Here is a 13,205-nt window from a genome sequence, read left to right on the forward strand (position 1 = left end):
GTATTTCCAAACATTAAGCTCCAGTGACGAACTAAAATTATTAGAACTCAGCTGTTTTAAGAAGGAGAAACTGATTTGAGCTAAGATTATTAACTGAAATGCGCGGAGAAAGCATGGGGGACATGTAAACTTAACTAACGATTTACCGTATAAATCGCAAAAGCCGTAACAGATAATGTAAATGACATTACTCCCCCCCGCTTTCGCTAAATGGTTTAGTCAAAAAGGCTGGCAACTACGCGATTATCAACACACCATGCTGGTGGAAAAAGAGCAGCACGACAGCACGTTATTGATTGCGCCAACCGGCGCGGGCAAAACCTTGTCTGGCTTTTTACCGAGCTTAGTAGAGCTTAGCGAACAAAATGAGAGTAATGCATCGCCTGAAAACGAAGGTAAGCAGAGTGGGTTCAATGGTTTGCATACGCTATACATATCACCACTTAAAGCGTTAACCCAAGATATTCATCGAAACCTGTTACAGCCCATTGAGGAAATGTCACTGCCGATAACGGCGGAAACTCGTACTGGCGATACGCCGTCGCACAAGCGTCAGCGTCAGCGCAAGAAGCCGCCTAATATACTCCTTACAACACCTGAATCGCTCATGCTGATGTTAAGCTACGCCGATGCCGATAAACTTTTCGGCAAGCTAAAGCGTGTGATTATAGACGAAACGCACAGCTTAATAGCTAATAAACGGGGCGATTTTTTATCTCTAGTTCTCGCGCGATTAAGCGTATTGTCACCAAGCTGCAAGCGCATAGGCTTGTCTGCTACCGTGGCATTTCCCGAGACCTTGGGCGCGTGGCTGGCTGGCAGTGACGGTAAAGCTAATATCATCAAGGTCAAAGCAGGAGAAAAGCCTAAAGTTGAAATGTTGCATTCTAAAGCACGTATGCCTTTTGGCGGCTTTATGGCTCGCTACGCAATCGATGATATCTATCAAGCCATTGAAAATGCAAAGACCACGCTGGTGTTTGTTAACACGCGAGCTCAATCCGAGCTACTGTTCCAAATGCTGTGGGAGGCAAACGAGGCTGCGCTTCCCATTGCGCTTTATCACGGTAGCTTAAGCAAAGAGCAACGTCGCAAGACCGAAACCATGATGGCAAGCGGAATGTTACGGGCTATTGTCTGTACATCGGCGTTAGAGTTAGGTATTGACTGGGGAGATGTGGACAAGGTTATTCAGGTGGGCGCGCCAAAAGGCGTAAGTCGGTTGTTGCAGCGAATAGGGCGGGCAAATCACAGGCTCGACGAGCCGAGCGAAGCGTTACTCGTACCGGCAAACCGTTTTGAAGCGCTGGAATGCCAGGCGGCGATCAGCGCTATCGAAAAAGGAGAGCTAGACGGGGAAAGCCCACAGCCAGGGGCACTGGATATTGTTCCGCAGTTTATATTGAACTGCTTGTGTAGTAGGGCGGATAGTCCAGATACATTGTACCAAGAGATACTTACTGCCACGCCCTATCAAGGGTTGGATAGAGATGATTTCGACAAGCTGTGGCAGTTTACGCAAGACGGCGGAAGTGCGCTCAACGCTTATGAGCGATATCAGCGCCTTACAAGAAACGACGATGGTACTTTCTCGCCTGCGAACCGCCGGGTTATTCAACGGCACAGGCAAAATATCGGAACAATTGTTGAAGCGGGTCGGCTTAAAGTAAAGCGTATTCGAAGGGGAAACCAAGGCAAGATCATTGGCGAGGTAGAAGAATACTTCGCCCAGCAGTTAACGCCCGGAGATACCTTCTACTTTGCAGGAGAGGTATTGCGTTTTGAGGCTATTCGCGACATGCAGCTTCACGCGAAGCCTGCAAAAGCAAAAGAGCCGAAAATACCGAGTTACGCGGGTGGTCAAATGCCGCTTTCTACCTATTTGGCGGAAGGCGTACGGGCAATTTTGGCTACTCAAACAACGTGGAGAGCACTGCCGGCCCAGGTTCAAGAGTGGCTTAAACTTCAACAGGCGTTCTCTGAGTTGCCTAGCCCTGACAAGGTGCTGGTGGAGCAATTTCCATTTAGGCAGGCGCACTACACCTTGTACTACACCTTCGACGGACGCAAAGCGAACCAAACCTTAGGTATGTTGTTGACTCGGCGAATGGAAAAAATGGGCATTAAGCCTTTAAGCTTCAGCGTGACTGATTATGGTTTGTCGGTGGCTTCAGTAAACGCCATCACCCAAGGGCAGTTACAGCAGTTATTTCAACCGGATATTTTAGGGGACGAGCTAGAAGACTGGATGTTACAGGCACCTATGCTTAAGCGCTCGTTTAGGCAAGTGGCGGTGGTAAGTGGACTGACAGAGCAGCGCTATCACGCCAGCCAAAAAACCATGAAGCAGGTAACGTTCTCTACGGATCTTATTTACGATACGTTGCGTGAACACGACCGCGACCACATCTTACTGAAAGTAGCACGGGCCGATGCTGAACGCGAGCTACTCGATTTACGGCGATTGGCAAATTTACTTATTCGCTATGTAGATTCAGCGACATTAGTGAACCTTGAGAAGCCCTCGCCCATGGCTATACCTATCGTACTTGATGTTCGCAGTGAGCAAGTGAAGGGCGCTGGCGCACAGGCTATTATTGAGCAAGCCAATTTATACGCCGAAGCTGAAACTATGTTAGACGAGGTACGCGCATTGCTTTCGGGGGCGAGCGTTGAATAAAGCGGAAAGCAACACAACCTTTAAACTGCGCTTTCATATCTTCGCAACGTATTTCACGCATGACACATTGCTCAACTAATTCAGAGCAGTCAGCCAGTTGTACGAGAATGCTCAATAGTATACCACCATATAAAATCGCGGCTTCGTATCGATAATACGAACTCACAAACCAAAAGAGAACGAGGAAAATTTGGCAATAACCGATTCGTGGCTAACTGAAAAAATAAGTCAGCGCCATATCACCATTACGAAATATGCAGGCTACTTGTGGCTGTTAGACGCACGTGGTGTGGCGTATTTGCCCGCATGTGACTGGCTTATTGTGTCTGATCTTCACTTAGAAAAAGGCAGTTATTTACGCAGCTATGCGAACCCGTTGCCAAGTTTAGATTCCACCGCAACGTTAAAGCGCTTAGAAAGTATCATCGATGATTACCAGCCTTTGCGGGTAATTAGCTTAGGCGACAGCTTTCACGATAAACACAGCATGTCGCGCATGACTGCCGAGGATCATCAGCACTTATGTAGGCTAGTTGATAAAGTGAACGAATGGATGTGGGTTGAAGGAAACCATGATCCTGATTTACCCGACGGTATTCCGGGTACGCCATGTTTTGAAATAGTGCTAGATAATATGGTATTCAGACATGAGCCGGAATTAAACGAAAAGCGAGCGCAAGTCATTGGTCATTACCACCCTAAAAAGCGCACAACCATTACTCGACGAAGATATTCAGGTAAATGCTTTACCAATAACGAAAACTTGCTAGTGATGCCCGCCTTCGGGCAGTTCACCGGCGGCTTAGACATTGACGAGGAGGTAATGCTAACGGTTCTCCCTAAACCTTCACGGCACGTATTTATGCTTTACGACGGCATTATTTTTAAAGTGTAACACCGTGAAGCATATCGGTGATACTCTGACCCCATTGTTTAATTTTGCGTTGGCGTGAATACACCCACAGAGTCAACGACCTCGTCTGCCCAGCGTTGGCTTTCCCAGTATAGTTTCGCAAGCAACTGCCTATCTTTATTGTCGGTTTCCGATGCAATGCCTCTTTCCCACATCATGCAACTCTTAAGCAGTTCTCCCAAGTGTCCTTTTTTATAAAGCAACGCGCTATATAGCGCTCTAGATAGGGGGATAGAGCTCACAATACTTTTCATGTCGAGTTCAAGTACTGTATCTAACTCAGAGAACAGCCCTAGCAAAAAATACTCATCCGAGCCTTGAAGGTGCTTTGATACTGCAAAGAGTTCTAATAGCCTAGCCCGAGCCAATAAAATTCTAAACAACTCCAGTGGCGAGTTTGACTCACTTACCAATAACAATACCATTAGCCATTTTTTTACTGGGTCTAAACCAAGTGTGACAATAGCCTGTTTTATGCAAGTTATTTTTTGGCTGCGTGAAAATAGCGGACTATTCACTAACGTAAGCACTTTCGTCACAAGTATAGGGTCGCAACTTACAACCTTAGAAAGTTCTGCCGCAGTAATACTTTCTCGGGCTATATCACTGAGAAGTTTAAGTACAACTTGCTTATTTGGATTAACTTTCACACCCTTTATTAGTGTGGGCTTTTCGATAAAAAAGCCTTGAAATAAAGAAAAGCCCAGTTCCTTACAGCGTTGGTAAGTTTCAACATCTTCAATTTTTTCTGCAAGCAGAGTGGCATTAGTCACTTCTTTTAGCGCTTGAATTTTAGTTTCAATAACGTTAATAGGGCATGCCTGCACGTCAATTTTGATGTAATCAACGTAAGGCAACAAGGGCGCATGGTGGCTCTCGAAACAATAATCATCTAGCGCGAATTCGAAATTTTGACGTTTAAGCGTTCTTATTGTTCGGAGGAGCGGCGGTGTTAGCACAATAGTTTCAAGCAACTCTAACACCAAACCATTTGTGTTACTGGGAAAAAAGCTGGGGGACTCAAGGAACGATTGACTAATGTTAATGAATACTTTTTTGGAACAATCAATACGATTTTCAACGCCAAAACTTGCCAGATTACTTAATACGTCGATTGTAGCACTATATTGCTCTTCAGGAGAATCAAGATCAAACTGCTGCCCTCTATACAATAGCTCGTAGCCAAAAAGTTCGTTCTGCTCATCATAAATGCCCTGTCTTGCCATAAGCACGTCTAATTTTGCATTTGTTGTATTGATCATTTTTTTAGTTTTAGTGATACGCGATCATTGGAACAGGAGCAGAGCAGAAGCTAGGCACACTGCAACGAATAAGGACGAGATGTGTAAAGAACGCGTTTGATGTTTTAGGGTCGCCCGATGCTACATAAATCACTGATTTTTTTGAATGTATACGTGATATTGTCCATGATACTATCGTATGACTTTTAGTACCTTAGTGGGTGATTATTGAGCACTATAATTAGCTGGGAACTAATTTTTTACGGCAAAGGAGAAGTTGAAAGCCCTTTATTCTATTGATTTTTAAGTAAATATTTAATGTCTATTTAATTTTCAATAGTGTCAATATGTCAGGGTTCTTTGTCGCTGAGTAAGTTAGAAAAACACAAAAGGCGCTGATGTTGTATTGAGCTGGTTGCATATTTATTCGATTTTAATTTTTCTTATTGATGCAAAGAGCGACAGAATGGCCGCTCTTATAATTGTAGGTTCAACTAAACGTTTTTTAATCTCGCCAGCGCTTGGTAAGATCGTCGTACGCGTCGATACGTCGATCGCGGAAGTAAGGCCAAATGCGCTTAACCTGCTCGGTACGTTCCATATCGAGCTCTACTGATAGCGTTGTTTCACCCTCAGCTTCGGCTTTTGCCAAAATCTCGCCCTGCGGCCCTGCTATGAAGCTTTGCCCCCAGAATTGAATGCCCGGGTCGCCTTCAACAGGGGAGGATTCAAAACCGGTGCGGTTTGCAACGATAACCGGCACTGAGTTTGCCACGGCGTGAGAGCGCTGAATAGTTTCCCATGCGCCGTGCTGGCGGGTACGCTCTTCTTCTGTGTCAGTCAAGTCCCAGCCAATAGCAGTAGGGTAAAACAACAAATCTGCGCCTGCCATCGCCATTAAGCGTGCCGCCTCCGGATACCACTGATCCCAACATACCAATACACCAAGTTTACCCACGCTAGTTTCAATAGGCGTAAAGCCCATGTCACCTGGTGTGAAGTAAAACTTCTCGTAAAAGCCCGGGTCATCAGGAATATGCATTTTACGGTATTTGCCCGCCATTTCTTTGCTGCGGTCAAACACTACGGCGGTGTTGTGGTACAAACCTGAACCGCGCTTTTCAAAAAGCGACGTCACTAAAACGATATTGTGCTTTTCGGCGAGTTCACCAAAAAAGTCTGTCGCTGGTCCAGGAATTGGTTCCGCCAAATCAAAAGCGTCAGTATCTTCTTGCTGACAAAAGTATAGGGTACTGTGCAGTTCTTGAAGCAAAATACACTCGCAGCCCTCAGCCGCTAATTTGGCAATTTGCTCGGCACTTTTATTCCAGTTCGTTGCTTTATCGTTGTCAGCAACAGCCTGTTGTACCAGACCAACTTTTAGCTTAGCTGGGCGCATGTAATGACACTCCTTTCTTTAAGGTGGTGATAATCGAGTCTTTTAATGTATTTGTGGGTACTTGCATGGAAATGCAATGCAAGCTGCCATATTGTTTTACGAGTACGCTGCAATCAATTGGTTCAACAATATGATTGGGATGCGCTTTTTGCACGGTTTCGATGGCTTCAGCGTCTTCTTCCTCACCGTAAACGGGCAATAAAATAGCGTTATTACATATTAAATAGTTGGCATACGATGCCGGCAAGCGATCCCCGTCATCATTTACGATGAGAGGCAGCGGTAAATGAAACTGTTCATGCTCTGGCAGTTCAAGGGCGCACTCGTCGCATAACGCTTTCAACCCCTCAAAATGACTATCGTTAGGGCGGTTGTTACACGCTTGAATAACTAAGCTTTTGTTCGGTGTGAAGCGCACTAGGGTATCGATATGACCATCTGTATCGTCACCCTCTAAATGGCCGTGCTGCAATATAGTGACCTTGCTGCAGCCCAGCATATCTTTAAATGCGTCTTCATAAGCAATTAGCGACATATCGCCATTTCGCTCAGGATTAAGTAAGCACTGTGCAGTACTCAAAAGGTGTCCGTTTTCGTCGATTTCCAACGCACCGCCTTCCGCCACAATCGGACTGCTGCGAAGCACACATTTACACATGGCAGCAAGATAACGCTGATTCGCGAGGTTATCCTCAGCAGCATTAAATTTATTACCCCAACCGTTAAAGCGAAACTCTACGGGAGAGCCGTTACCCTCATTGTCTTTACAGGTGATAAAACCATAATCACGCATCCATGTATCGTTAAATGACGCAGGAACAATAAGCACTTGGGCGTTCTCTGGTAGACGAGACTTAAGATCGTCTACGTCACTTGGCGCACATAATAAAATCACACCAGCGTCATTGCGGTTTACAGCAGCAATCACGTTTAAATAGGTTGCTCGCGCTTCTTCTAGCCATGGAGCCCAATCTGTGTGTGCGTGCGGCCATGCCAACATCACGGCATCAATGTCTTGCCATTCAGGCGTCATAATACGGTTGCTGTGCATAGTTAAATTCCAAGTAGCGTTTAAATAGGGTTCGGATTATAGCCATGCCTCAACAGGAGACCAAGGCAAATGGTGATGAAATTAATTGGCGGTGACGATTACTTTAAGCCATGAGTAAGAACTAGAATTTTCGAAATGAACACGCCTCTACTTTAAATGTCGCCCACCATTAAGGTGAAGGGTTTGTCCTGTTATGTAGTCACTATCAAATAGATAATTCATTGCTTTGACGGCCTCTTGCGCGCCGGGAACTATCTCTAGCAATGATTTCTTTAAAGCTTTCTGTTTGTAGGTCTCATCATCGCCTTCGTTAAACATGAGCAAAGCAGGAGCAATACTGTTTACTTTTACTTGCGGCGAGAGCTTTTTCGCAAATGAAAGGGTGAGATTATGAAGCGCCGCTTTGCTAGCCGCATAGGCCATGTGCTTCTCGCTTCCTGTTTCTTGAACATAATCGGTCATATGAATGATGTCAGCTTTTACTTCGCTATCGCGTAGTGCATTTTCAAGTGCTAAATTTATGCGGTAGGGGGCGACAGCATGGACCATCATCATACGTTCAATCAAACTATGCTTGTCATGGTTATCCTTCTCTTGTGCCCAATCAGAAGCGTTATGTATTACTCCTCGATAGGTTTTACTGATTGCCTTAATCTCACCAATTGCTCGATCAATAGCCGCCTCAGTGCTAAAATCCGCCTGTATGACTGTTGCGCCTTTATCTTTGAGTAATGCAATACTCGAGCGATACGTTCGATAAGTAACGACTATGCGGCGGCCTTGCTCGAGTAAGCTTTGCGCCATTGCTAAGCCTAAACGTTGGCTTGCGCCCGTTATTAATACAGGTGATTTCAAGATAATGTCCATTTTAGAGAAAAGTAACAGCCTCTATATTTTGTGCTAAGTGCGCAGTCGGTAGCAATGACATTAAATAAAAGTCATGTTGCCGAGTAATCGATCTGTAACGAATTGAAAGTCGTAGAAGATCAAAAAAAGAAGTATTAACGGATAAAGTAATGTTAGCAAAAGAAGCGGTAATTGTGCGTGATGCACTAGACCCCTCTATATCAGAGCCAGCACAACGAGTACGATACGCATTAGAAACCAAAGGGTTGGAAACACCTATGGTGTCTAATGGCCTTTCTGACGAACAAAAGCGCAAACGAATAGAAAGCGCGATGCGTGACGTAATGGATACGCTTGGCCTTGACCTAACTGATGATAGTTTAAGTGATACGCCTGCGCGTATTGCCAAAATGTACGTCAATGAGATTTTCGGTGGTTTGGATTACCGCAAGTTTCCTAAGATCACTGCTATCGAAAATAAGATGCAGATTGACCAACCTGTGCAGGTATCTGATATCAGCCTAACAAGTACATGTGAGCATCACTTCGTGACCATTGATGGCACGGCTACCGTTTCTTATATACCGAAGGATACGGTTATTGGTCTTTCAAAGATAAATCGTCTTGTAGGCTTCTTCGCTCAGCGTCCCCAGGTACAGGAGCGTTTAACTCAGCAGGTGTTGATAGCGCTTCAAACGCTAACCAATACAGAAGATGTAGCGGTGAGTATTAACGCCACACACTATTGCGTAAAGGCGAGGGGGATTCGCGACACCAATTCATATACCAAAACGTCTGCACTAGGTGGCCGTTTTCTTACCGATAGCGAATTGAAGCGAGAGTTTTTTCGTTAATCGATAGACTCTTCGTATCCACTTAAGTTCTTAAAAGCCACGTAGTACGCGGCTTTTTTGTGTGCGAATTCATTGTTAAACACCCTCACGCACTTCTATTTGATAATGTGCTCCGCATCTGTCTCATCGACAATAAGATTGATACGACCACCTATACCGTTGGCCGCGGTGATGCTGAGTACTTTGCTGCAGCACCCACAAGATTCATGCTGTTCGTAATGCATGTCACGAACGGTTTCTAGCTGGAAACCATTGATCGCGCCGCAATACGGGCACATGTATTCCAGAGCACCATCACTTTGCATCGTTTTATCCGTTACCATGTTGAACATTTCCATATGACATAAGTCCAATCCCGCCGTTTAATACTTCTGCGTAAAGCAAGAAACAAACCACACGCTAAGAAGAGCGCTACTTCCGCGTCGACCAGTCTAAACGCTAAAAAAATAGGAATGTGACGGTCAAAGCCATGTAGAAACTGCGTGAACTGTCTATCCACTATCAAAAGTATAGTGGGTATTTATGAGTGTGCATGTGAAAAAATGACTTATTTGACAAGTCTCTGGGGGTAACTAGCTAAGCCGTCAACTAAGCTGTTGATAACTTGCAAACCACCTTTTATAAAGTGGTTTGCAAAGTGTAGTAAATGCACGGGCTTTAATTCGCAATAAGCCACATTTGTTGAAGTGGCTCAAGTGATAGTAACGTGGCATTCGTTTCGACAGTTTCACCAGTAAGCAAATCTTGGCTTAAAGCACACTTAAGTGTTGCCAATAGGCTACGGTGAACGGCTTGAGAGTGCTCACTGAAGTTACATATAACAAGCAATTTTTGACCTTTCGCATTTTCCCGTAAAAAAGCAAAGCAATGGTGGTTATCTGTTTCTAAAATTTGAGTGCTAGATTCTCCAAAAATCGCATTCTGCTTCCTAATAGCTATCATTTTTCGCAACTCGTTAAATATGCGAAGACTTGCGGTCTCTGTAGCGTTTGAAGGTGAAATGGTTCCTAGCGCCAACTCTGTATCTGCACGAGTAACGGCGATACGGTTTGCCCATCTATCGTCGTGCTTTTTTGTTTCATCAAAGCGATAGCTGTAGTCATTAAGCTTGCCCACTTCGTCGCTTGAGTAAAGTAGTGGAATACCTCCGATGCTAAAAGTAATGCCGTAAAGTAGCATTATTCGCTTCACAGCATCGTCAATGCCTTTTGAATCATTAACTTTTAATGCCTTTTCTAACCCGCACAACGAAGCCAATGACCCACACACGCGGCAGTCGCCATTTGAAGGATTTTCGGCAAACGGGACGCCATCAGCAAAACTTCCTTCAAAACGACCGGTATAAAATTGATTAAGAAAATGGCGGTGGTCGAAAGCATTAATGCCTAGTTCGCTGGCTACTGCGTCGTCGAAAGTCCATCCTATATCGTCGTGACATCGCACATAGTTAACCCATGTACAGTTTTCAGAAATAGCAAAGCTCTTTTTCATTGAGCTCGTGAGCAAACGGGTTTTACGCGTTGCCATTGAATTCCATAAGAGTGCCATTAACAAAGGGTTATAGGAAAGCTGACATTCATCCTTGTCGATGTATTTAAGTACTTCGTCTGGGTGTACGATAGCTTCTGACTTAAACACAACGGCAGGCGCTACAATTTGCAAGCAACAGTTAAATGCTTGAATTAGTACGTGGGCCTTTTCCTGATTCTCGCAATTAGTACCGAGTTCTTTCCATATGAAAGCCAGCGCATCTAGGCGCAATGCAGCGCTACCTATATTGGCAAGAAACAGCATCTCAGAAGTGATAGCGTTGAACACCTCAGGGTTACTGTAATTTAAGTCCCATTGAAAGCTATTAAATGTCGTCCATACCCATTTTTCTACCTGTTCATTAAAGGTAAAGCTCCCTCTTCTGACTTGAGGGAATATTTCTCTTAGCGTATGTTCGTATTGATCGGGAATGGTTCTGTCATCAAAAAGATAATAGTAATTTTGATATTGCTTCTCACCAGCCAATGCCGCTTTCGCCCAAGCGTGCTCGTCTGAGGTATGATTGAATACAAAGTCGAGAACAAGGTTTATTCCCTCTTGCTGCAATGCAAAAGCGAGCTTCTCTAAGTCTTTCACCGTGCCTAGCATTGGATTAACTTTGCGATAATCCGATACAGCATATCCGCCATCGCTATCCCCTTTGGGCGCGTCGTATAAAGGCATTAAATGCACATAGGTAACACCTAAAGACTTGAAGTAGGGAATTTTCTCGTGCAAGTCATTCAAGGTGGGGCCCATAAGGTCAACGTAACAGGCCATGCCGACTTGTTTTTCATCGCGAAACCAAAGCGGGTTTTTTAACCTTTCATTATCAAGCTTTTTAAGGGCTGGTTTGCGGCTTTTTAACCCGTCTCTTAATATTTCAACCAGTTTTTGTAAATGAAAATAGCAGTCATACTGGTGCCCGTATACGCGCGTATAATTATTAAAAAGGCGAGAAAAATGTGTCTTCAAACGTCGAGTAAAGATCGAGGCATCTTTCTTACTTAGGCCAGACAAATCAGTCGATGCTAAGATACGGTCTAAACATACACCACTGTCAGCAGCATAGCTCATAGAAAACTCCAAAGTGCGACGCTTAAGCACGTCTTACAACCTATCCTAATTAACAGGTTTACAGGCTTTTTAAATTCTGTTAACTTTTATCTTAAACGATTAAGCTCTATTATCAAGTTTATTACATCGTTATTTGTGACCAACGGAATGCGTGCAATGTTGAACGTGTTTTTGTGAAGTTTAGAAGGGTTGAACACTACCTTTCATACCGTGCTTGTGAGACAGACTATGCCCAATCATGATCCTAGTAGCAGAATTATCAGATGGCTAACCTACCTAATGTTTATGATGTTTGCGATGACGTCAGACTCGGTAGGCGAGATAATCAAAGAAGTGAAAGTGGCGTTCTCTGTGACCAATGCTCAAGCAAGCTTAATGCATTCACTTCCCATGCTAGGTATTGCGCTATCAGGTCTTTTCTTAGGTTTTTTGGCAGATAAGTTGGGCCGCAAGCCCACTATTATTATTGGTTTGGCTTTGTTTGGCCTTGCATGCTACAGCTTCTTAATGGCTAACGACTTCATGTTAATTGTTAGCTTAATGAGCTTATCCGGCGTTGCCGTAGGTATTTTTAAAACAGGTGCGTTAGCGCTTATTGGCGATATTTCTACTTCGACCAAGCAGCACACCGCAACTATGAATGGGGCGGAAGCTTTCTTCGGCGTTGGCGCAATCATTGGTCCTCTCATTGTCGCTTATCTTATCCATCAAGGCGTTGCATGGCAGTGGCTCTACGTAATTGCCGGTGGTGTTTGCACGCTGCTTATTATCGGTGCGTTGCTGGTTAAATACCCTGATTATTCTTGCGATACAACCTCTGGTGAAAAGAAAGTATCGATAGCACAGAGTTTAAGCTTAGTGAAAAACCCTTATGCTCTAGGATTTTCAGTAGGGGCTTTTTTATATGTCGCAGCAGAAAGCGCCATTTATGTGTGGATGCCGAGTTATTTAGTGTGTGACGCGACCACGCTTAAAGCGACTTACAACTGTTATACTGAAGGCTTCTCTCAAACCCTGGCAATCTATTCGGTTACGGCATTCTTTATCCTTCGTGCCGCAGGGCGTTTCGTGGGTATTTGGATGATGTCTCACTTTAACTGGGCTTTGGTGTTGATGGTGTTCACCGGTGCTATTGTATTGTGTTTTGGACTTGGCCTGTGGGGCGGAAAGCAGCTTGCGTTGTTTTTATTCCCACTAACGGGCATTTTTATGTCGGTAATTTATCCTACCTTCAACTCTAAAGGTATAAGTTGTTTCCCGAAGCATCAGCACGGCAGTGTAGCGGGAGTTATTTTGTTCTTTACCGCAGCCGGTGCAGCCGCAGGGCCTTTCATCATGGGCTTGGTGAGTGACGCCAACGGTGGTGATGCCAAGTATGGCTTCATGGTAGCCACCGGTTTTGCAGCTTTACTCTTTGTTGGCTTGGTGTACAACTATATCAAGAATCCTACCAAAGAGCGGTTAGCTATTATCGAGGCAAGCGAGTACACCGACTAGACACAATGTCCGTACTCTTTATTGTGTCACCTTAATGTAGACCACCATACCTGCGGTGCCAGGCCGCGATTACGAACATTTTAAGCTTCGCTGAATGGGTAATTATCTATGCGGAGT

10 protein-coding genes are annotated in these 13,205 nt (G+C 44.5%); 4 read left to right on the forward strand and 6 right to left on the reverse strand.

What is annotated here, in order from left to right; translation table 11 throughout:
• Window positions 1-181 precede the first annotated feature (181 nt).
• Both V7R42_RS08565 and pdeM read left to right on the forward strand, forming a co-directional pair.
• On the forward strand, window positions 182-2,680 hold the full coding sequence (locus V7R42_RS08565) for a ligase-associated DNA damage response DEXH box helicase (protein ID WP_334019752.1): 2,499 nt from the start codon (window positions 182-184) through the stop codon (window positions 2,678-2,680).
• Between the two features lie 190 nt (window positions 2,681-2,870).
• A complete protein-coding gene (gene pdeM, locus V7R42_RS08570) occupies window positions 2,871-3,575 on the forward strand; it encodes a ligase-associated DNA damage response endonuclease PdeM (protein WP_334019753.1) in 705 nt (234 codons plus the stop codon).
• Window positions 3,576-3,613: 38 nt separating this feature from the next.
• Here pdeM and V7R42_RS08575 read toward each other — a convergent pair whose 3' ends face one another.
• The 4 genes from V7R42_RS08575 to folM all read right to left on the reverse strand — a co-directional run bounded on the left by V7R42_RS08575 (window position 3,614) and on the right by folM (window position 8,139).
• Window positions 3,614-4,855 carry an EAL and HDOD domain-containing protein gene (locus V7R42_RS08575; protein WP_334019754.1) on the reverse strand — a complete coding sequence of 414 codons (1,242 nt, stop codon included), beginning with the start codon at window positions 4,853-4,855 and terminating at the stop codon, window positions 3,614-3,616.
• 484 nt (window positions 4,856-5,339) lie between these two features.
• The gene (locus V7R42_RS08580) at window positions 5,340-6,233 is read right to left on the reverse strand and encodes a carbon-nitrogen hydrolase (RefSeq protein ID WP_334019755.1); all 894 of its coding nucleotides are present in this window, start codon (window positions 6,231-6,233) and stop codon (window positions 5,340-5,342) included.
• Window positions 6,220-7,284: an agmatine deiminase family protein gene (locus tag V7R42_RS08585; protein WP_334019756.1), complete on the reverse strand. Its 1,065-nt coding sequence runs from the start codon at window positions 7,282-7,284 to the stop codon at window positions 6,220-6,222. Before V7R42_RS08585 ends, V7R42_RS08580 begins: the two co-directional genes overlap by 14 nt.
• A 147-nt stretch (window positions 7,285-7,431) precedes the next feature.
• Entirely contained in the window at window positions 7,432-8,139 is a 708-nt protein-coding gene (gene folM, locus V7R42_RS08590; protein WP_334019757.1) for a dihydromonapterin reductase, read from the reverse strand.
• 161 nt (window positions 8,140-8,300) lie between these two features.
• On the opposite strand from folM, the gene folE reads away from it, so the two are divergent.
• Window positions 8,301-8,984 (forward strand): GTP cyclohydrolase I FolE, encoded by a 684-nt coding sequence (folE, locus tag V7R42_RS08595; protein WP_334019758.1) that lies wholly within the window; start codon window positions 8,301-8,303, stop codon window positions 8,982-8,984.
• A 95-nt stretch (window positions 8,985-9,079) separates the two neighbouring features.
• Here the strand turns inward: folE and V7R42_RS08600 are convergent, their stop codons facing one another.
• Window positions 9,080-9,337, reverse strand: a complete 258-nt coding sequence (locus tag V7R42_RS08600; protein ID WP_334019759.1) for a hypothetical protein — start codon at window positions 9,335-9,337, stop codon at window positions 9,080-9,082.
• A 304-nt stretch (window positions 9,338-9,641) separates the two neighbouring features.
• A complete protein-coding gene (locus tag V7R42_RS08605; protein ID WP_334019760.1) occupies window positions 9,642-11,591 on the reverse strand; it encodes an amylosucrase in 1,950 nt (649 codons plus the stop codon).
• A 279-nt stretch (window positions 11,592-11,870) separates the two neighbouring features.
• On the opposite strand from V7R42_RS08605, the gene V7R42_RS08610 reads away from it, so the two are divergent.
• On the forward strand, window positions 11,871-13,088 hold the full coding sequence (locus V7R42_RS08610; RefSeq protein WP_334019792.1) for an MFS transporter: 1,218 nt from the start codon (window positions 11,871-11,873) through the stop codon (window positions 13,086-13,088).
• Window positions 13,089-13,205 lie beyond the last annotated feature (117 nt).

The sequence above is a fragment of the Alteromonas sp. S015 genome (assembly GCF_036864485.1).
GTDB lineage: Bacteria > Pseudomonadota > Gammaproteobacteria > Enterobacterales > Alteromonadaceae > Alteromonas.

Coding starts and splice junctions, on each gene's coding strand:
- V7R42_RS08575 (WP_334019754.1), bottom strand. CDS start 4,855: ATGATCAATACAACAAATGCAAAATTAGACGTGCTTATGGCAAGACAG.
- V7R42_RS08580 (WP_334019755.1), bottom strand. CDS start 6,233: ATGCGCCCAGCTAAGCTAAAAGTTGGTCTGGTACAACAGGCTGTTGCT.
- V7R42_RS08585 (WP_334019756.1), bottom strand. CDS start 7,284: ATGCACAGCAACCGTATTATGACGCCTGAATGGCAAGACATTGATGCC.
- V7R42_RS08610 (WP_334019792.1), top strand. CDS start 11,871: ATGTTTATGATGTTTGCGATGACGTCAGACTCGGTAGGCGAGATAATC.
- folE (WP_334019758.1), top strand. CDS start 8,301: ATGTTAGCAAAAGAAGCGGTAATTGTGCGTGATGCACTAGACCCCTCT.
- V7R42_RS08605 (WP_334019760.1), bottom strand. CDS start 11,591: ATGAGCTATGCTGCTGACAGTGGTGTATGTTTAGACCGTATCTTAGCA.
- V7R42_RS08565 (WP_334019752.1), top strand. CDS start 182: ATGACATTACTCCCCCCCGCTTTCGCTAAATGGTTTAGTCAAAAAGGC.